The 20,135-nt window shown below is 68.5% G+C and carries 12 protein-coding genes; 8 read left to right on the top strand and 4 right to left on the bottom strand.

Going from position 1 to position 20,135, the window contains the following annotated elements; genetic code table 11:
- The first annotated feature begins 28 nt into the window (after nucleotides 1-28).
- The 8 genes from tssF to ACUDP5_RS16455 all read left to right on the top strand — a co-directional run bounded on the left by tssF (nucleotide 29) and on the right by ACUDP5_RS16455 (nucleotide 14,197).
- The gene (gene tssF, locus ACUDP5_RS16490) at nucleotides 29-1,867 is read left to right on the top strand and encodes a type VI secretion system baseplate subunit TssF (RefSeq protein WP_263915620.1); all 1,839 of its coding nucleotides are present in this window, start codon (nucleotides 29-31) and stop codon (nucleotides 1,865-1,867) included.
- Complete coding sequence (tssG, locus tag ACUDP5_RS16485; protein ID WP_263915619.1) at nucleotides 1,831-2,931, top strand: type VI secretion system baseplate subunit TssG; 1,101 nt, start codon at nucleotides 1,831-1,833, stop codon at nucleotides 2,929-2,931. The genes tssF and tssG overlap by 37 nt, the downstream gene beginning before the upstream one ends.
- 19 nt (nucleotides 2,932-2,950) lie before the next feature.
- On the top strand, nucleotides 2,951-5,635 hold the full coding sequence (tssH, locus tag ACUDP5_RS16480; RefSeq protein ID WP_445656614.1) for a type VI secretion system ATPase TssH: 2,685 nt from the start codon (nucleotides 2,951-2,953) through the stop codon (nucleotides 5,633-5,635).
- 16 nt (nucleotides 5,636-5,651) lie between these two features.
- The gene (locus ACUDP5_RS16475; RefSeq protein ID WP_445656613.1) at nucleotides 5,652-8,351 is read left to right on the top strand and encodes a type VI secretion system Vgr family protein; all 2,700 of its coding nucleotides are present in this window, start codon (nucleotides 5,652-5,654) and stop codon (nucleotides 8,349-8,351) included.
- Between the two features lie 23 nt (nucleotides 8,352-8,374).
- Nucleotides 8,375-9,226, top strand: a complete 852-nt coding sequence (locus tag ACUDP5_RS16470) for a DUF4123 domain-containing protein (protein WP_263915616.1) — start codon at nucleotides 8,375-8,377, stop codon at nucleotides 9,224-9,226.
- On the top strand, nucleotides 9,216-11,852 hold the full coding sequence (locus ACUDP5_RS16465; protein ID WP_263915615.1) for a T6SS effector BTH_I2691 family protein: 2,637 nt from the start codon (nucleotides 9,216-9,218) through the stop codon (nucleotides 11,850-11,852). Before ACUDP5_RS16470 ends, ACUDP5_RS16465 begins: the two co-directional genes overlap by 11 nt.
- Nucleotides 11,852-12,781 carry a DUF6708 domain-containing protein gene (locus ACUDP5_RS16460; protein WP_445656612.1) on the top strand — a complete coding sequence of 310 codons (930 nt, stop codon included), beginning with the start codon at nucleotides 11,852-11,854 and terminating at the stop codon, nucleotides 12,779-12,781. Before ACUDP5_RS16465 ends, ACUDP5_RS16460 begins: the two co-directional genes overlap by 1 nt.
- 81 nt (nucleotides 12,782-12,862) lie before the next feature.
- Nucleotides 12,863-14,197 (top strand): carotenoid oxygenase family protein, encoded by a 1,335-nt coding sequence (locus ACUDP5_RS16455; protein ID WP_445656611.1) that lies wholly within the window; start codon nucleotides 12,863-12,865, stop codon nucleotides 14,195-14,197.
- Nucleotides 14,198-14,263: 66 nt separating this feature from the next.
- On the opposite strand, the gene ACUDP5_RS16450 is transcribed toward ACUDP5_RS16455, so the two are convergent.
- Genes ACUDP5_RS16450 through ACUDP5_RS16435 form a run of 4 tightly spaced genes read right to left on the bottom strand, consistent with a single transcriptional unit; the run spans nucleotide 14,264 to nucleotide 19,928 of the window.
- A complete protein-coding gene (locus ACUDP5_RS16450; RefSeq protein WP_445656610.1) occupies nucleotides 14,264-15,001 on the bottom strand; it encodes a DUF2894 domain-containing protein in 738 nt (245 codons plus the stop codon).
- Complete coding sequence (locus ACUDP5_RS16445; RefSeq protein WP_263915612.1) at nucleotides 14,991-15,647, bottom strand: OmpA family protein; 657 nt, start codon at nucleotides 15,645-15,647, stop codon at nucleotides 14,991-14,993. The genes ACUDP5_RS16450 and ACUDP5_RS16445 overlap by 11 nt, the downstream gene beginning before the upstream one ends.
- Nucleotides 15,644-18,940 (bottom strand): DUF802 domain-containing protein, encoded by a 3,297-nt coding sequence (locus ACUDP5_RS16440; RefSeq protein WP_445656609.1) that lies wholly within the window; start codon nucleotides 18,938-18,940, stop codon nucleotides 15,644-15,646. The genes ACUDP5_RS16445 and ACUDP5_RS16440 overlap by 4 nt, the downstream gene beginning before the upstream one ends.
- Before the next feature lie 10 nt (nucleotides 18,941-18,950).
- Nucleotides 18,951-19,928, bottom strand: coding sequence for a DUF3348 domain-containing protein (locus ACUDP5_RS16435; protein ID WP_445656608.1), 978 nt, complete (start codon nucleotides 19,926-19,928; stop codon nucleotides 18,951-18,953).
- Nucleotides 19,929-20,135: the final 207 nt, after the last annotated feature.

Here is a 20,135-nt window from a genome sequence, read left to right as displayed (position 1 = left end):
CGGCCAGCCGTCGGCGAGGAAGGGAAAGATGGAAGAACTGCTGCCGTATTACGAACGCGAGCTGGGGTTCCTGCGCGGCTCGTCGCGCGATTTCGCCCAGCGCTATCCGAAGATCGCGGCGCGCCTGGGGCTGTCGGGGGAAACCTGCGAAGATCCGCACGTCGAACGCATGATCGAATCGTTCGCGCTGCTGGGGGCGCGCATCAACAAGAAGCTGGACGACGACTATCCGGAATTCACGGAAGCGTTGTTCGAGGTGATGTACCCGCACTACCTGCGGCCGTTTCCGTCGTGTTCGATCGCGCAGTTCGACATGGGCGGGGTGGCGGCCCAACTGACCGCGCCGGTGCGGCTGGCGCGCGGCACCGAATTGAAGTCCCACGCCGTGCGCGGCGTGGCCTGCCGTTTCCGCACGGCCTACGACGTGACGCTGGCGCCGGTGGCCATCCGCGGGGCCGCGTTTGCGTCCACCGCCAATGCGCCGTCGTCCACGCAGCTGCCGCCGGGCGTGACCGGCCGCCTGTCGCTGACGCTGGCCTGCCTGGCCGAAACGCAGAGCTTTGCCACGCTGGCCACCGATCGGCTGCGCGTGTATCTGCACGGCGAGCCGTCGTTCGTGGCGGCGCTGCGCGATTGCCTGTTCCTGCGCACCGCGGCAGCCTACATCGAGACGCAGCCGGGCCGCTGGAGCCGCCTGCCCGAGGTGCCGCTGGCGCAGGTGGGCCTGGCCGAAGAAGACGCGCTGATCGATTTTCCGGCCAGCTCGCATCCGGCCTACCGGCTGCTGGCCGAGTATTTCGTCTTTTCCGAGAAATTCAATTTCGTCGATATCGACCTGGCGGCGCTGCGGCGCGCAGTGGGGCCGGTGCGCGAATTCACGCTGCACCTGCCGGTCAAGGGCCTGCGCGCCGATTCGAACACCGCGCGCCTGCTGGAATCGGCGTCGGCGGACAACTTCCGCCTGGGCTGCACGCCGGTGATCAACCTGTTCGAGCAGCGCGCCGACCCGATTCGTGTCACGCACGCCGCCGCGTCGTACCCGGTGGTGGCCGATGCCCGCCGCGCCTACGGCTACGAGGTCTATTCCATTGACCGCGTGCGGCTGGTGCGGCAGAACGCGCAGGGCGATTCGGTGGTGGAATTCCGGCCGTTCTATTCGCTGCACCACGGCGAAACGCCCGAAGGCGCCAGCCATTACTGGACGGCGCGGCGTGACCCGATGGTGGCCGAGCGCAGCCCGGGCTACGAGATGGAGATGTCCATCGTCGACATCGACTTCAATCCGGCGCTGCCGCAGACCGAAACGCTGAGCCTGGAGCTGACCTGCACCAACCGCGACCTGCCGTCGCACCTGGCGGTGGGCCAGCCTGGGGGCGACCTGTTCCTGGAAGGCGGCTCGGTGGCGCGCGAGATCCGCATGCTGCGCCGCCCGACCCACACGCACCGCTTCCAGCAGGGCCGCGCGGCGCACTGGCGGCTGATCTCGCACCTGGCGCTGAATCATCTGTCGCTGGTGCACAGCGGCTTGCCGGCGCTGAAGGAAACGCTGCGCCTGTACGACCTGTCGCACGCGGCGGTGGCGGCGCGCCAGATCGAAGGGCTGGTGGGGCTGGACTACAAGCCCGCCACGCACTGGATGCCGGGCGAGCCGTTCGCGACCTTCGTGCGCGGCATCGAGATCCGGCTGACGATCAACGAAGACAATTTCGTGGGCACCAGCCTGCATGCCTTCGTGGCGGTGATCAACCGATTCTTTGGCCTTTACGTGCACGCCAACAGCTTCGTGCAGTTGGTGGTGCTGTCGCGCCGCGGCGCGGAAGAAATCCTACGGTGTCCTCCATGCAACGGCGACGCGATCCTAGCGTAATCGAATCGCTGCTGGCCGAGCCGCAGCGCTTCAAGTTCTTCCAGGCCGTGCGGGTGCTGGAGCTGTGGTTTGCGCGCCAGGAAGGCACGCGGGCCAGGAATGCGGTGCCGGCGCACCTGCGCTTCGTCAATTCGTCGTCGCTGGGCTTTCCCGCCAGCGAGATCGCGGGGCTGACCGCCTTTGACAAGAACGGCCAGGTCCTGCACGACGCCGACGCGCGCCTGGCGGCGCTGGCGGCCGGCACGCTGGGCCGGGTCGAGATCGAGCCGGCGTTCTTCGGTTTGCTGGGCGGGCAGGGCGCTTTGCCGCTGCACTATTCCGAGATTCTGAGTCATCGGGAAAGCGCCACCCGCGACCGCGGTGCGCGCGCCTTTTTCGATATTTTCTCGAACCGGGCCGCGGCGCTGTTCTATGCGGCCTGGAAAAAATACCGCATGCCGCTGCGGCACGAGACCGAGCAGGACCACCACTACCTGCCGCTGCTGCTGGCGTTGGGCGGCGTGGGCCATCCGGCGCTGCGCGACCGCCTGCATGCCGGCGAAGGCCGCGTGTTCGACGAGTCGCTGGCGCACTATGCGGCGGCGGCGCGGCAGCGGCCGGTGTCGGCCGCCTATCTGCAACGGGTGCTGGCCGATTACTTCCAGGTCGCCCTGCGGGTCGAGCAGTTCGTGGGCCGCTGGTACCACGTGCCGCCCGAAAACCGCACCCAGCTGGGCCGCCCCGGCGCCGTGCTGGGCGTGTCGGCCATGGCCGGCGATCGCATCTGGCAGCGCGACCTGCGCATCCGGCTGTGGATCGGCCCGCTGTCCAAGTCGGCGTTCGCCGATTTCCTGCCCGGCGGCGCCCGCGCGCAGGCGCTGGAAAAGCTGCTGACGATGTTCGGCGGGCTGAGCTTCGAATACGAGGTGCGCCTGGTGATGGCCAAAGAGGACGTCGCCGGCAGCGCGCTGGGCGGCGATGCCGACAGCGGCGGCGCACGCCTGGGCTGGAATTCCTTTCTTTGCACCGAACCGTCGGCGTCGGATCGCGACGACGCCAGCTACGAACTGCACACCATCCACTAAGAACAAGACAACCCAGAACATGGCCACTCCCCTGAAAACCCTGATCGGGAAACTGAACCAGACCTGCCGCCAGGCCGCCGAGCGCGCCGCCAGCCTGTGCATGGCGCAAGGCCACTACGAGGTGGACCTCGAACACCTGTTCCTGGCGCTCTTGGAAAAGCCGGCCAGCGACTTCAGCCTGGTGGCGCGCCGCAGCGGCATCGAGGCCGCCGTGCTGGAAGCCGACCTGAACGCCGAGATCCGCGGCTTCAAGAACGGCAACACCCGCACGCCGGTGTTTTCGCCGCACCTGCCGCGCATGTTCGAACACGCCTGGCTGATCGCGTCGCTGGATACGCAGACGACCCGCATCCGCTCGGGCCATCTGCTGCTGGCGCTGTTGACCGAACCGGACCTGGCCGCGCTGGCGCGGCGCGGTTCGCGCTTGTTCGAGTCGTTCCGGCTGCAAGAGCTGAAGCATGACTTCGCGGCATTGACCGAAGGCTCGGAAGAGGCCGGGCAGTCGGTGGCGTTGGGCGACGGCGCCGCGCAAGGGGACGCCGCCACGCCCGCCGCCGGCCTGTCCAGGACGCCCGCGCTCGACCAGTACACCACCAACCTGACCGAGCGCGCCCGCGAGGGCAAGATCGATCCGGTGATCGGCCGCGATGCCGAGATCCGCCAGATGATCGACATCCTGACGCGGCGGCGCCAGAACAACCCCATCCTGACCGGCGAGGCCGGCGTGGGCAAGACCGCGGTGGTCGAAGGCCTGGCGCTGCGCATCGTGGCCGGCGACGTGCCGCCGGCCCTGGCGGGCGTGGCGTTGCGCACGCTGGATATGGGCCTTTTGCAGGCCGGCGCCAGCGTCAAGGGCGAGTTCGAGAACCGCCTGAAAAGCGTGATCGACGAGGTCAAGCAAAGCCCTACGCCCATCATCCTGTTCATCGACGAAGCCCACACGATGATCGGCGCGGGCGGGCAGGCGGGGCAGAACGATGCGGCCAACCTGCTCAAGCCGGCGCTGGCGCGCGGCGAATTGCGCACCATCGCGGCCACCACCTGGAGCGAGTACAAGAAGTACTTCGAGAAGGACGCGGCCCTGGCGCGACGCTTTCAGGTGGTGAAGGTGGAAGAACCCAGCGAAACCCTGGCCGCCAGCATGCTGCGGGGCATGGCGCCGCTGATGGAACAGCATTTCGGCGTGCGCATCCTGGACGAGGCCATCGTGGCTGCGGCCCGCCTGTCGCACCGCTACATCAGCGGACGGCAGTTGCCCGACAAGGCGGTGGGCGTGCTGGATACGGCCTGCGCCCGGGTGGCGCTGGGCCGCAGCGCCACGCCGGCCCTGATCGACGACGCGCGCCACCGCCTGGCCCGCCAGGACACCGAGCGTGCCGCGCTGCGCCGCGAAGCCGCGACCGGCGCCGTGCAGTCGGCTCGCCTGCGCGAACTGGACGAGGAAATGGACGCCACCCGCCAGGAACTGACGGCCGCCGAAGCGCGCCTGGCGCAGGAAAGCGAGCTGGTGCGGCAGATCCACGCGCTGCGCGAAGAACTGGAGGCCGCGGGCCAGGAACCCGAAGCCGAGACCGCCGGCAAGCGCCGCAGCGGCAAGGCCGCGGAACCCACGCCCGCGCAGGCTCAACTGGCCGCGTTGCAGCAGCAATTGCGCGCCTTGCAGGGCGAGGCGCCGCTGGTGCCGGCCTACGTGGATGCGCAGGTGATCGCCGAGATCGTCTCGGCCTGGACGGGCATTCCGCTGGGCCGCATGGTCAATGACGAGATCCGCACGGTGCTGGAATTGCAGCCGCTGCTGGCCGAGCGCGTGATCGGCCAGGACCATGCGCTGCATGCCATTGCCCAGCGCGTGCGCACCGCGCGCGCCGGGCTGGAAGACCCGAACAAGCCCAAGGGCGTGTTCCTGTTCGTCGGCCCGTCCGGCGTGGGCAAGACCGAGACCGCGCTGGCGGTGGCCGACATCCTGTATGGCGGCGAGCGCAAGCTGGTCACGATCAACATGAGCGAATACCAGGAGGCCCACAGCGTGTCGGGCCTGAAAGGCTCGCCGCCCGGCTATGTGGGCTACGGCGAAGGCGGCGTACTGACCGAGGCCGTGCGGCGCCAGCCCTACAGCGTGGTGCTGCTGGACGAAATCGAAAAGGCGCATCCCGACGTGCTGGAGCTGTTCTTCCAGGTGTTCGACAAGGGCGTGATGGACGATGCCGAAGGGCGCGAGATCGATTTTCGCAATACGCTCATCATCCTGACGTCCAACGTCGGCTCGTCGGCCATCATGCAGGCCTGCCTGAACAAGCCGGCGGACGAACGGCCAGACCCCGAGGCCCTGCAGGAACTGCTGGCCCCGCAACTGTACAAGGCCTTCAAGCCCGCTTTCCTGGGCCGCATGAAGACCATTGCCTACTACCCGGTGGATGACGACGCGCTGGTGCGCATCATCGGCCTGAAGCTGGGCCGCATTGCCGAGCGCGTGCAGGCCAATCACCGCGCGGTGTTCGACTGGGACGAGGCGCTGGTCGAGGCCGTGCTGGCGCGCTGCACCGAAGTGGACACCGGCGCGCGCAACGTCGACCATATCTTGAACGGCACGCTGTTGCCGCAGATCGCCGAGCAGGTGCTGGGCCGCATGGCGCAAGGCGAAGCGATCGCGCGCATCCGGGTGACCGCCGGCAAGAACGGCGACTTCCGTTACCGCCTGACCTGAGCCCGGAGCCGCGACCATGCCCCAGGATGCTTCCGGACTTTCCCGCCTGTCGACCGCCGGTATCGCGCAGGCCAACCGCCTGCTGGACCTGCGCACGCCGCTGGGCGAGAACCGCCTGGTGGCCGAGACCTTGTCGGCCACCGAACAGCTGAGCGGCGGCGCCTGCCGGCTGGAAATCACCGCGCTGTCGGACGACGCGCATATTCCGCTGAAGGCCTTGCTGGGCCAGCCGATCACGCTGCGCTTGCAGACGGCGCTGGATCGCGAGCAGCCGCGCCTGTGGCACGGCCATGCGACGGCGGCGCGTTTCCTGGGCGCCAACGGCGGCCTGGCGCGCTACGGCCTGACGGTGGAACCCTGGCTGGCGTTCCTGCGCGCGCGGCGCGACAGCTTTGCCTACCAGGACAAGACGGTGATCGACATCGTCGAGAGCATTTTCGGCGACTACAAGGGCCAGGGCACGCTGGCGCCGCAATGGCGCTGGGACGTGCAGGATCGCGCCGCCTACGTCAAGCGCAGCCTGACCATCCAGTACCGCGAAACCGACTACGCCTTCGTCGAACGCCTGCTGGCCGAAGAAGGGCTGTTCTATTGGGTCGAGCACGCGGACGACGGCCACACCCTGGTCATCGCCGACCACAACGATGCCTTCAAGCCGGGCCCGCAGGCCAGTGTGCGGTTTGCGCGCGCCGACGTGACCGAAACCGAAGACAGCATCCAGCGCTGGAGCCCGCGCCAGCGTTGGCAGACCAATGCCGTGCGCATGGCCAGCTGGGACTACCGCAGCGCCCAGTCGCGGCCCGTGTCGGCACAGGCTGACGCCGGCAACTTGGCAAACGCGCTGGAACTGGCCAGCGACGACTACCCCGGCCAGTATGCCTACGAAGACAGTGCGCAGGGCGAACGGCTGGCGCACAACGCGCTGGCCGCGCTGCGCGTGCGCCAGCACAGCGTGCAAGGCGCGGGTACCGTGCGCACGCTGGCACCGGGGCAGCGTTTCGAGCTGACCGGCCACTACCAGCAGGGCGGCCCGTCCACCTTCGTGGTGATCGCGATCACGCACCAGGCGCGCAACAACTTCGACGCGGACCTGGGCCGCGCGGTGAGCGAAGCCTTGGGCGGCAACGCTGACGAAGACGCCGATTTCTACCGCAATACCTTCACCTGCATCGGCAGCGATACCGAATTCCGCCCCGCGACGCAGGACGGCCATGGCGTGCGCATCCATCCGCGTCCCACCGTGTTCGGTGCCCAGACGGCGCTGGTCGTGGGGGCCGAGGAACCGGTGCACACCGACCGCGACCACCGCATCAAGGTGCAGTTTCACTGGCAGCGCGGCAAGGCCTCCAGCAGCCGGCTGGCACATCCGTCGGGCGAAGAGAACGCGCCGGCCAAGGATGAGCTGGGTACCTGGGTGCGCGTGGCCGAACCGGTGGCCGGCGGCGATTGGGGCGGCCATTTCGTGCCGCGCGTCGGGCAGGAAGTGCTGGTGGAGTTCCTGCATGGCGACATCGACCGCCCCGTGGTGGTGGGCGCGCTGTACAACGGCGAGGGCGCCGAAGACGCCTCGCACAACCAGGTTCAGGCGGGCGGGGCCAACGCCACCGGCAACGCCCCGGCCTGGTTCGCGGGCGGCAGTGAAGGCCATGCCCACAACGCGGTGATGTCCGGCTTCAAGACCCAGGCGCTGTCGACCAGCGGCGCGGGCACGGGCGGCTACAACCAGCTGGTGCAGGACGACACGCCCGGCCAGTCGCGCCTGACCGCGTCGACCACGCAGGCCGATTCCCGCCTGAACCTGGGGCACGTCAAGCAGCAGCGCGACAACGAACGCCTGGAAGACCTGGGCCACGGCGCCGAGCTGTCGACCAAGGAAGCCGTGGCGCTGCGCGGCGGCCAGGGCCTGTTGATCAGTGCCGACCTGCGCGAGAACGCCGAGGGCGCGCTGCTGGACAGCGCCGAGGCCGCCAGGCAGATCGACGCCGCGCTGGAATCGGCCAAGGAACTGGGCGATATCGCGATCAAGCAGAAAGCGATTCTGGATGGCGACCCGCAGGCCCTGCCGGTGCACGAGGGCCTGACGCACGTGCGCGACGTGGTCGAGGCCACCCAGGACGATGCCGCCGCACAGGGCGGTGCGGTCAAGGTGGCGGCCTACAGCGAGCCGCACATCCAGGTGAGCGCGCCCAGCGGCATCGGGCAATACACGCCCGGCAACGCATTCGTGGTGGCCGGGGGCACGCTGGCGCAGGTGGCGCCGGACGTGAACTGGGTGAGCAGCGCGCATCTGGCGATGGGGGTGGCGTCCGGCGTGGTGCTGTTCACACTGGGCCAGGAGGCGGGCGGCAGCCGTGCGGTGCAGGACCGTGGCCTGCGGCTGCATGCGGCGGGCGGCAAGCTGCGCCTGCACAGCCAGGGCGCCAAGATGACCCTGACGGCCGAGAAGGCCGTGACCATCGCGTCGGCCAGCGCGGCCGTGCTGGTGCAGGGCAAGGAGCGCGTGCTGGCCACCGCCGGCGGCGCCTACGTGCGGCTGGAGGGCGGCGGCATCCAGCTGCACGCCCCCGGCAAGGTCGAGCTGAAGGCGGGCGCGCACAGCTGGGTCGGGCCACAGACCACGCAGGCGAACCTGAACTTCAACGAAGCCAGCCCCTTGTGCGAAGCACGCGTGCGCGGCGCGGCCCAGCAGGGCGGTGCCGTCGTGCCGCTGGGCTAGGCCGGCACGACATGGACGGCGGCATGCTCGATTATCAGACGTTGTGTACCTATGGCTTCGGCCTGATCCAGGATGAGCAGACGCGTGGCGTACCGCCTCTGGCGGCGGCGCGGGCCCAGGCGCTGGTGCCGCCCGCGCTGCGCAAGATGCCCGGGCTGATGCCGCGGCTGCTGGATCTGTCCGCCCTGGACGTGGCGGGCAGGACGCAGGTGCTGGCCAGCCTGAACCAGGCGGCGCATGACGGCGACGACCTGTGGCTGGCGCTGCTGCTGCAAGCCGATCGTCCCGCCGATGCCGTGGCGGCGCATTGCCGGTCGCGCATGATCGTCGACATCGCCGGGCAGGGGCCGTGCTTTTTCCGCTTTTTTGATCCGCGCGTGCTGGTCCAGGTGTCGTGGATATTGGACCCGGGCCAGCTGGCCTGGCTGTGCGGCCCGGTGCAGCGCTTTCTGTTTCACCTGGATGGCGAGTGGCGCGCGCTGGATCGGCCCGAGGCCGAGGCGGCGCCGCGTCTGCGGCTCAGTGACGAGCAGTCGTTCGCGCTGACCCAGGTGCAGCCATTGAATGAAGTGCTGTCCGGCCTGGACGGCTTGGCGCCTGACCGCCGCATCGCGCTGGGCAGGACCGTGATGGACCATTTCCGCACGGCCCGCGAACTGGGCCTGGCGACGGCGCAGGAACGCAAGGCGTTTGCCCGGCACGGGCTGTCGGTGCACCCCGCCTTCCATCGCCACGAACGGGTGCGCGAATGCCTGGCGGCGATGCAGCCGGATGATGACTACCCCTACCTTGCCGCGATCCAGGACCTGTCGGATGACGACTGGGCCCGCGTGCGCACGGAGCTGGAACGAACTGGAGAGCCCGATGGCCGATGATGTGAAGCAATGCGGAAAGAAGCGTTCATCGATCGATTGCGAAGAAGATTGCCCGTTTCACCGGGTCGGCCTGCCCATCATGCCGCTGCGCTACGCGGTGCTCAAGAAAGAGGACCCGTCCCCGGCGCTGGCAGGCGACCTGAACATGCCGCAACTGGCAGAGCGGCCCTTGGGCGACAGCGCGCGCTACGGCGTGCGCCTGCTGCGCCCCGGCTATCTGTACATGTATGACGAAGCGCGCTCGGAACTCAAGGGCTACTACGTCAACGAGAACGGCACGCTGTACAACTTCGATATCGACAAGCCGGTGGAGAACTGCGACCGCACGTTCACCTGCACGATGGATCACGAAGCCAAGGCCTCGCTGCTGACCATCCCCAACGCGCGCAAGGCCACGTTCGTGTGGCTGACGTTTTCGGACGTGCAGTGGACCAAGGACGTATGCAAGGCCCACAAGGGCCGGCGCGGCGCCGATATGCGCGAGCGCCACATGTTCAAGTTCGACGTGCAGGCCTGGCTGTCCAGCGGCCAGCACGCCAACGCCAAGAGCATCAAGAGCCTGAAGGACACGGCGGCCGAATACGTGGTGCATCGCAAGCGCGAGCTCGATCTGCAACAGAAGCAGCAGATGCTGGGCTGGAGCACCGTCGGCTACTACGACGTGAAGGGCTGGATGGGCGAGATGATCGAGAACGCCGCCGAGGCGTTCCTGCCCGGCAAGGGGCTGATGCTGGCGCTGCCGGACAGCACCGGCATCCTGCAGGACCTGGCGCGGCTGATGCGCCTGCGCTTTGACGATTTCGTGTCGAACAAGGAAGACCTGCGTCCGCTGACAGTATCGAAGTCGATCGAGTCGGTCAGCGAGATCATCATGCAGGCCGCCGAAAACGATCTGCTGCGCGACCGCGCCAAGGATGCGTCCAATTATTCGGTCTATGGCACGACCAGCCCCAACATGGCGGGCGCCGGCGGCGGCGGCAGCGCCGGCGGCCTGGCGATCGGCCAGCTGGTGCTGGACATGATCAACCCGGATCGCCAGAAAGAGCGCATGGCCGAGGCCGAGAACTACCGCCACCCGACCGAGCAGGAGCGCCGGACGGTGCGCTGGGATGCCTGGAAGAAGTACTTCGACAACTACGACGAGAACGCGCGTCGGGCATGGCAGAAGGATTTCGACGAGCGCCTGACCAAATTCGACGCCGCCACCATCGTGCCGATGGCGAAGGCGCACGTGGCCTGGATCACCTGCGGCGATACGTTCAACGGCTTCGAGTGCAACTACGACGTCAACAGCGCCGATAGCGGTGAGGTCTTCCAGACCGTGTTTTCCTTGTGCATCGACGGCACCCAGGACAAGCGCGTCTGCTTCAAGCAGTATGTCGAATGGCTGCAAGGCGATCCCGAAGACACGCGCAATCTGCTTTTGCGCGCCATGTTCCACAACCAGGATTTCGTGATCAAGAAGGTGGTCGAGGCGCACGAGGCCGCCCTGGACTGGAAGGCCATTCCCTGGGGTAACCTGCACGAGGCCTACAAGACCGGCCTGAAGGTGCTGAGCGAAGGCCAGATGGACAAGACGGCGCGCCTGCTCGAACAGATCATGGGCCCGGTGGTGCAGGTGCTGCGATTGGGCGTGGACAGCTCGATTGCGCGCAAGCTGGCCATGTACCTGGGCTTGCTGTCGCGCCACGACGTGGTGATTGTCGAAGTCGAGGGCGGCAAGAAGACCTTCCGCGCCGCGCTGATCCGCGAACTCATGCGCCAGCATGGCGGCCAGGTGAACATGCGGCAGATGGAGCGCGCCGTGGCCGACGAATTGCGGCGGCTGGAAGTGCGCGGCGAACAGCTGGAAGGCACCGACAAGAAGCGCTGGTTCATGCTGGTGGACAGGGAAGCGGCGGCCAGCGTGCCCCGGGAAGGCCGGGCGGCCGACCGGGCCAGGATGCTGGCGCAGACGTCCATGACGATGGAAGAATACGAGGCCAGGGAACTGTCGCGCTGGCGCACGACGATCACCACGGATGTCCGGGTTGGCGTCGTCAGCTGCCTGTTCCAGACCGTGGCGGTGTACAAGCTCTGGAGCGATCTGGAATCGGCCATGCCGCACGAACGCACCGATGCAAGCTGGAAGTTCGTGATTGGCATCGCATCGGCTGGCGGGTCGGTGGCGGAGGTCCTGGGCATGGCGCTCAAGGGCCGGATGGCCGCCGGCATGCGCTTGGGGATGGGCCTGGGGCTCGAATCCACCACGACGCTGCTGATGCGCTGGGGCAGCCGCACGGGGGTGGTGACCGGCGTGCTCATGGCCGCGTTCGACGTGAAATCCGGCCTGGATCAGATCATGATCGAGAAAAACGGCTGGATGGGCGGCCTGTACCTGGCCTCGGGGGGGCTGAGCCTGATTGTCGTGGGCGCGTTCGCCATGTCGTGGACCGTTGTGGGGCTGATCGCCGCCGTCCTGCTGATCGTCGTGGCGGTGCTGATCGAGAAATTCAAAGGCAACAAGATCGATGAATGGCTCAAGCGGTGCCTGTGGGGCAAGCTGCAGGGGCAGGCCGGCGCCGATTACTACTATGGAGTGCAGCAAGAAGTGAACAGTCTGCGTGTGGCACTGGGAGGGGAGTGATGGACTTCACGGGGTTGCTGTCCCGGTTTCCCAATAACCGTCCCCTGACAGAATTCGACCGCGAGCACCGGCTGCTGCAGAAAAAGCGCCTGGACGTCCCGCTGCTGGCGCAGTTGTGCGTGGTGAAGATGAATTCCAACAGCCTGCTGTCGGTGGACCGCTGGTACGGGTGGCGCGGTTTCGTGGCCCTGCTCGGCGCGATAGGCGTGGCCTTCGGCATTGGCGTCATCCTGAAGCTGGCCTGGATCCTGGTGGTGGATGACCTGCCCAACGAGAACGGCCTCTGGGAAGCGGTTTTCTTCGGCATGGCGATGTTCGCGGTGGTGGGTGCCCTGGGGGCCTGGGTCGCCTGCAAAGAGATGTTCCGCTGGACCTACTACCCCATCGCGCTGGACCGAAAGCGCCGCCTGGTGCATGTGTTCCGGCTGGATGGCACCGTGCTGACCGCGCCCTGGGACAAGATCTACTTCACGCTGGGCCGCGGCAAGGCCGCGTTCGGCATGCGCAATTGGGATATCCGCGGGCTGATCCTGGACCCGGATGGCGTCACCGTGAAGGAGACGTTTTCGTTCTGCATCGCCACCAGCCGCGTCGAAAACGCCTATTCCCACTGGGAATTCCTGCGCCGCTACATGGAAGAAGGGCCGCAGGCGGTGCTGGACGCCGTGCTGTATTGCATGCCGGTGGACGGCAAGCGCGAGCGCTTCGCGTTCAGCAAGGAACGCGTCTTCGCCAACGACGCCCAGACGCCTGGACTCATGTACGTGCTCGCGGCCCCCTTCAACTACCTGCACGCCATCATGCGCTGGGTGGTGATGCAGACCAGCAAGATACCGGCGTTTCCCCCCGAGATCGAAGCGACGCTGCAGCCTGAGCCGGGCGATCCGTACGTGCGCGATGCGTCGATGAACCCGGAAGACTTGCGCTAATTAAACCCGGGTAATATTGACGGATTAATTTAATCCGGGTAAAAATGCGTCCTGCGACATTTCGCCGCAAAGGACGCAAGCATGAGCACATTCGATCTGAACACCGGCGCCACCGCGGCGCTGGCCCATGAAACCGATCTGACGGACCTGCCCGTGGACGGCGAGCTGCCGCCCGGGCTGGACGGCGTACTGGTCCGCAACGGCCCCAATCCGCTGGGCGGGCGCTTCGAGGGCAACGACGTGCTGTCGTGGTGGCCCCAGCCGGCGATGCTGCACGCGATTGAATTTCGGGATGGCCGGGCGATGCGCTACCGCAACCGCTGGGCCCGTACCCGGACCTGGGCGCGTGTACATGCACCAGAGCAGGCGGACGGCTTGCCGGACACCAACCCCAACGTCAACGTGCTGCGCCACGCCGGTGAGACCCTGGCGCTGGCCGAGGGCGGCGCGCCGCTTGTGATGACGCCGGGGCTGGATTTCGGCGGCGCCAGCCAGCGCCACCCCGGCCTGGCGGCAGGCATGACGGCGCATCCCAAGGTCGACCCCCGGACGGGGGAATTGATGAGCTTCCGGTCCCATTGGGAACAGCCGTGGCTGCGCTACGGCGTGGCGGGCCCGGACGGCCAGCCCCTGGTGGACCAGCTGATCGAGGTGCCGGGGCCGTCGATGATGCACGACATGGCGATCACGGCGCGCTACAGCATCCTGCTGGACCTGAACGTGGCGTACGACTTTTCCCTGCTGCAACGCGGCTACCGCATGCCGCTGCGCTGGCATGACGAACGCCTGTCGCGGCTGGGCGTGATCCCGCGCCACGGCGGGCCGGTGCGCTGGTTCGAGGTGGCGCCGTGTTTCATCCTGCACGGGGTGAATGCGTACGAGGCGGACGACACGACGGTGGTGCTGGACGTGGTGCGCTATCTGGAATACCTGCGGCTGTCGGGCAGCGGTGCGGGTTTTGAAGAGAACCCGCTGGGCGTGCTGTGGCGCTACGAGATCGATCTGGCGCGCGGCACGGTCAGCGAGCGTGCACTGGACGAGGCGGGCATCGAGCTGCCGCGCATCAACGAGGGCAGGACGGGGCAGCCCTACCGCTACGTCTATGCGGTGCAGCAGCCGAACAACCAGGAAATGCGCGGCGTGGTGCGTTACGACCTGGCAACGGGGGCGACGCAGCAATATCGGGTTCCGCCGGGCGACCAGAACAGCGAACCGGTGTTCGTGCCGCGCCCCGGGGCGCGGGATGAAGACGATGGTTGGGTCTTGGTGTGCGTGTACCGCCAGGCCAGCCATACCAGCGACGTGGTGGTGCTGGACGGGCGCGATCTGCAAGCCGGGCCGCTCGCGACGGTGCGCTTGCCCAGCCGGATTCCTGCCGGGTTCCATGGCGCGTGGTTGCCCAGGGAAACGGCTTAGGACGCTTTCTGGCTGAAGGCAGTGACGCCTGGCTGGGCAAGCGGCCGTCAGGCCAGGCCGCTGCGCTCAGCGGGCCTTGGTCCGGCTGGTCTTCTTGGCGGCGCGCGGCGCGTCTTTGGCGGGCGCCGGCACGGCCGCGGCCGTGACCTGTTCCATCCAGGCCAGGGTCTCGGTGTAGGCCACGAACTGCTGCAAGTAACCGGGCGACAGCTCGCGCATCAGCGACAGGGCGCGGTGCACCAGCTGGTTGGAATTGAGCGGCCCGGCGTTCTTGTGCACCTGTTCCTGCGACTGGCGCACCTGGCGATCGGCGCTCAGGCCCGACCACACTTCGCGAAAGTAATCCAGCGCCGGCAGGTCGGGGTAGGCGTCGCGGCGCGCTTGCGCGGCGGCGGCATCGGGGTCGTCGCCGGGTTCGCCGGGGTAGGCCAGAAAGGCGGCCAGCTCGGCCAGGGGGCCGCGCGGGCGCGGGGTCGCCTGGACTTGAGGGGCGGCCTGAGCTTGCGGGACGGCCTGATTAGGGGCTGCCAGATGTGGGGCAGCCAGATATGGGTCTGCCAGGTGAGGCAGGCGGTCGGCGTAGGCCTGCATCAACTGCGCCAGCCGTTCATCCAGCCGTTGCCGCACGGCGCCGTGCTGGTCGGCCACTCGGCGCGCCAGGGCGTCGATGACGTGGAACGCGATCGGGTCCAGGCGGTCGTCGCCGCGCTCGCGCCAGGCTTGCAGCGTGGCGCAGGCGTCCGGCAGCGTGCCGATGTCGGTGGCCGGGTCTGGCGTCGGGCCCAGGCTGCCGTCACTGCCCACGTGGCGGCTCCTCGCCGTTGGACGGCTTGGGGATGGGGGTGATCTCGACCCGGCGGTTCTTGGCGCGGCCCGCTTCGTCGGCGTTGGACGCCACCGGTTGTTCCGAGCCGAACGCGGCCGCAAACACGGACGCCGACGGCACGCCCTCGTCGATCAGGGCGCGCGTGACGGTCAGCGCGCGCTGGGCCGAGAGGTCCCAGTTGTCGGCGAAACGGCGGTTGCCTTCGCGCACCTGCTGGTCGTCGGTATAGCCGCTGACCATCAGGATCTCGTTGTTGGCCTTCAGGTAGGCCGACAGCGGCTCGATCAGGCTTTTCAGGACCTCGCGGCCCTCGGGCTGCAATTGGTCGGAATTGAGCGCGAACAGCACGCTGCCGCTGATGCCGATGCGGCCGTTGATGAGCGTCACGCGGCCGGCGGCCAGCGGCGCGGCCAGGGCCTGTTCCAGCGTCTGGCGGCGCTGGGTTTCTTCCTGGCGCTGCTTGACCTCTTGTTCGAGCTGGGTGGACAGCTGGAGCTGCACGGCCACCACGCTGACCAGGATCAGGACGAACGCGCCCAGCAGCACCGACATCAGGTCGCCGAACACGGCCCAGGTCGGCACGGCGGGTTCGACGCCGCCGTCGATGTCTTCGCCCGCGCTCATGCGGCTTCTGCGCCGGCGGCGGCGCGTTGGGTGGCCAGCTGGCGCAGGTTTTCAATGATCTGCTTCTGCGACTGCGTGCTCAGGTCCACGACTTCGCGGGCTTGCGCCACGTAGTAGGCCAGTTGCTCGTCGCCGCGGGCGATGGACTTGTCCAGCGCGGCTTCGATGCGTTGCAGGTGCGCCACCAGCGAATCGTTGGACTCGCCGAAAAGCCGCACGGCGGCGCCGAAGGCATCGCCCAGGCTGGCCACTTCGATGGCGCTGCTGGCCACCTGGTCGGCCACGTCGGTCAGGCGGCCGGCTTCGGCATCGACCTTGTCGGTGAACTGCGCGCCCACGCGGTCCAGCAGGTCGGCGGACGACGACACCAGCGCGTCCACGGCGGTGCGCTGTTCGCTGGAGGCATGGTTGACGGCATCCAGCAGCGTGGCCAGCGTGTCCAGGAGGCGGTTGCGTTCTTCCAGCATGGCGTTGTCGTAGGCCAGGCTGTCCGACAGCTTCTGGCGCAGCTCGCCGATGACCTCGGCGGCGGCGCGCGGGGCTTCCGAGGCGGCTTGCACCAGGTGGCTGATTTCGGCGATGGTGCCGTTGGCGTGGGCTTCGGTCTGGGCGGCGATGCTGTCAGCGGTCTGGGCCAGCGTGGCGCAGATCTCTTGCTGCAGGCTGGCGCTGCGGGCGCCGGCCTGTTCCCATTCCTGCCGCAGGGCGTCGGCCATGGCGCCCAGCTTGTCGGTCCACGCGGCCAGGCGCGCCTGGTCTTGCGAGGCCAGCTCGGCCTGCAAGCCGGCCTGCGATTGGCCCAGCGTCTGCAGCAGCGAGGCCGAGTGCTGTTCGAACGCGGCCGACGCGGTGGTCAGGGCCTGCTGGTTGTCGCTGGCCAGCTTTTCGTTGGTCAGTTCCTGGCGCACCTGGGCCTCGGTCCAGGCGTCGGTCACGCGGGCAGCGGCCGTCTCCAGGCGGGTCGACATGTCTTGCAGCAGGGCGGCCTGGGCCTGGGTCTGCGCGGTCAGGTCCTGTGCGGTCTGGCTCAGCAACTGGCCGAGTTCCTGGTGGCGGGCGGCGGTCTGCGCGCCGGCCTCGCGCCATTCGTGGCCCAGCTTGGCGGCCAGCTCGCCCAGCGAGTCGTTCCAGGCGGCCAGGCGTTGTTCGTCGCGGGCGGCCAGGGCGGCGTGCAGGTCGGCCTGCGACTGGTCCAGCGTGCGCAAGAGCGACGCCGAATGCGCCTCGAAGGCGGCCGCGGCGGTGGCCAGGGCCTGCTGGTTGTCGCTGGCCAGTTTCTCGCTGGTCAGTTCCTGGCGTACCTGCGCGTCGGTCCAGGCTTGGGTCACGCCGCCGGCCGCCGATTCGATGCGCGCGGCCACGGTGTCGAGCAGGGCGGCTTGCGCCTCGCTGCGGGCGGCCAGGTCTTGGGTGGTCTGCGCCAGGGCCTGGCTGATCTCGTGCTGGCGCGCGGCGGCTTGCGTGCCCGCTTCTTCCCATGCGCGGCCCAGCTTGTCGGCCACGGCGCCCAGCGTGCCGGCCCAGGCGGCCAGGCGCTGTTCGTCGCGCGCGGCCAGGGCCGCCTGCAGATCGGTGTGCGACTGATCCAGCGAGCGCAAGAGCGACGCGGAATGCGTTTCGAAGGTGGCGGCGGCAGCGGCCAGGGCCTCGCGGTTGTCGCCGGCCAGCTTGTCGCTGACCTCGGCCTGGCGGGCCAGCGCCTCGTGCCATTGCGCCGACACCTTGCCGGCGGCGGTTTCCAGGCGGGCGGATACGCTGTCCAGCAGGCCGGCCTGGGTGTGCGCGTGGGCGGTCAGGTCCTGGGCGGTGCGGGCCAGCGCCAGGCTGATTTCCTGCTGGCGGTCGGCGGCTTGCGCGCCTGCGGCCTGCCATTCCTGGCGCAGCGTGGCAGACATGGCGCCCAGCGTTTCGGTCCACGCGGCCAGGCGTTGCTGGTCGCGCGAAGCCAGTTCGGATTGCAGGACGGTGTGCGACTGGTTCAGCGTGCGCAGCAGCGACGCCGAATGCTGTTCGAAGCTGGCGGCCGCCGCCGTCAGGGCTTGCAGGTTTTCGCCGGCCAGCTTTTCGCTGGCCTGTTCCTGGCGCGACAGCGCCGTATGCCAGGCCTCGGACATGGTGCCCGACGAGGCTTCCAGGCGCGCGGACACGCCATCGAGCAGGGCGGCCGAACGCTGTTCAAAGGTCTGGGCAAAGCGGTCCAGCGAATTGCGCAGGTCCTGCGCCAGGGTTTCGCTGGCGGCCTGCTGGCCGGCCAGGGCCTGGTTCCAGATGCCCGCGACGTTGGCGGTGGCCGCCTGCAGGCCGGTGGTCAGGCCGTCCAGCTGGCGCTGCACCGCGTCGGTCACCGCGCCATGCAGCGTGGCGGTTTCGCGCGACAGGCCGGCCAGGGTGGCCTGCACGGCGGGCTGCAGCGCCTCGCCAGCCGAGCGGGCGCTTTCGGCCACGCTTTCCTTCATCGACTGTTCCATCACGGCGGCCAGGCGCGCGTAGGCGGCTTCGGCCTTGCCCTGGAACGCGTCCTGGCTGGCCAGCTGGCGCTCGTTCAGCGACTGGCTCTGCTGTTCCATGTTGCGCATCATGGCGTCCAGGCGGTCGACCAGCGTGGGCATGGCTTCGGCCTGCCGTTGCAGCACTTCGGCCTGGCGTTGCAGCAGCTTGAAGCTTTCTTCGCGCTGGTGCTGCTGGGTGTAGATGCGCAGCGTGGTGGCGGCCTTGCTGTCGAGCAGTTGCGCGGCCTGGATGCGGTCGCGGCGGCTCAGTGCGGCCAGCAGGCCCAGCATGGCCGAGGTGGCGACGCCCGCGATCGAGGTGCCGAAGGCAAAGCCCAGGCCCTTCACGGGGGCGGCCAGCGACGCGCGGATGGCGGCCAGGTCGGTCGCGCTTTCCAGCGCCGTGCCCGTGCCGCGCAGCGTCACCACCATGCCCAGGAAGGTGCCCAGCATGCCCAGCAGTACCAGCAGGCCGACCAGGTACGGCGCCAGCGCCGGGCCGGGCAGGCCCACGCGTTCGCCTTCGATGCGCAGACGAGCGGCGCTGCGCAGGCTGGGGTGCAGGGTGTCGAGCCAGGCGCCCAGGCTGGCGGGCGGCTGCGACAGACCGTTGGCCGCGCGTCTGAGCGATGCCGTGGCCTGCTGGTAGCGCAGCAGTTCAAGCGCGCCGGCCAGGTAGCAGGCACAGATCAGCAGGGTGACCGCCAGCGCCAGGGGATTGGTGCCCGCGTAGCCCGCGCCGATCCAGCCGGCCACGGCCAGGCCGCTGAGGAAAACAACGATATTGATCAGATACTTGGACATAGTGTCCCGGTTAGCTGGCGCGAAGGGCCGCAAGCAGCCCTTCCACCGGTTGTAAACGAACATCCAATTCGGCCAGCAGCACGCTGCGCATGTCTTTGCGGAACGTCTCCAGCCAGGCGCCCGGCGTGGGCGCCGTCAAGGTGGCTTGCGGGGGCGTCCCCGCGGGTCTTGCGTCGCCGCCCGCCGCCGCGGCACCGGCCGGCGAGGCATCGGCCGGCGAGGCGTCCGCTTGCGCGTCGGCCTGGGGGGCGCCTTCGGCATCTGCCTTGGCGTCGCCTTCCGCGTTGTCCTCGACTTCGGCGTTGGCCTCGGCCTCCGCGTCGGCCAACGCCTGCGCCTCGGCTTCGGCCTGCGCCAGGGCCAGCGCCTCGGCCTGCGCCGCGACGTCGTCCAGCGCCGCTTTCTCGGCCAGCCGCAGCCGGTCGAAATGCCCCTGCAACAGCTTTGGAATCGCGCCCAGCAGGGTGCGTTCGCGCGGCAGCAGGGCGCGGTCCATGATGGCATCCACCACCGCCAGCCGCGTCATTTCGGGCGTTTTGGCCGCGACCATGCCGCGCAGGCGGCTGCGCAGGTTACCGATGCTGGTTTCCATCGTGTGCTGCAACGACAGATAGCGCTGACGGAAATTCGCGTAATCGGCGTCATCCGCTTGCAGGGCGGCGGCGGCCTTGGCCGGCATCTGCCCCGGGATCACGCGTTTGGCGGCCGTGGCCGCGGTATCGCTGGCGATGGCATCGGCCAGCGTGGTCCGGACACGTTCACATTCGCGCTCTTCCTGGCTGCTGAACTGGCGCGCGCCGGGCGCGATGGCCGGCGGGCGGTTATTCAGGGCGGCGGACAGCGCAATCGCGTCGGTCCAGCCGAGCCATTGGCTCAGATGATCCGACAGCGGCTGCCTGGATTCCGGAACGTCGACATCCGTCAGGCGAGTCAGCAAGCGAATGAGCGTCGGGCCGCTTAAACCTGTGCGCTGTGGGGCTTGCAACATACCACCAGAGTCAAAAAGGGGGGAGTTTACACGCTGGCGGGGGCCTTCTGGGGGGTGGAAGGCGGGGTTGCGGTTGCCGCTGCAACAATTTGTCAGTACTGGGGGAATCTGACGGATTCTTGCCCAGCCAGGCGGGGGGGGGGCCGGCCGCCGCGCCCGACGGGGTCGTGCCCCATTTATGCCAGCCGGGCAGGCGGCCCGCGGCGC

The organism is Achromobacter sp. NCFB-sbj8-Ac1-l, assembly GCF_052695805.1.
The sequence above is the reverse complement of the archived record's forward strand: the minus strand, read 5'-3'. Positions and strand labels throughout refer to the sequence as shown.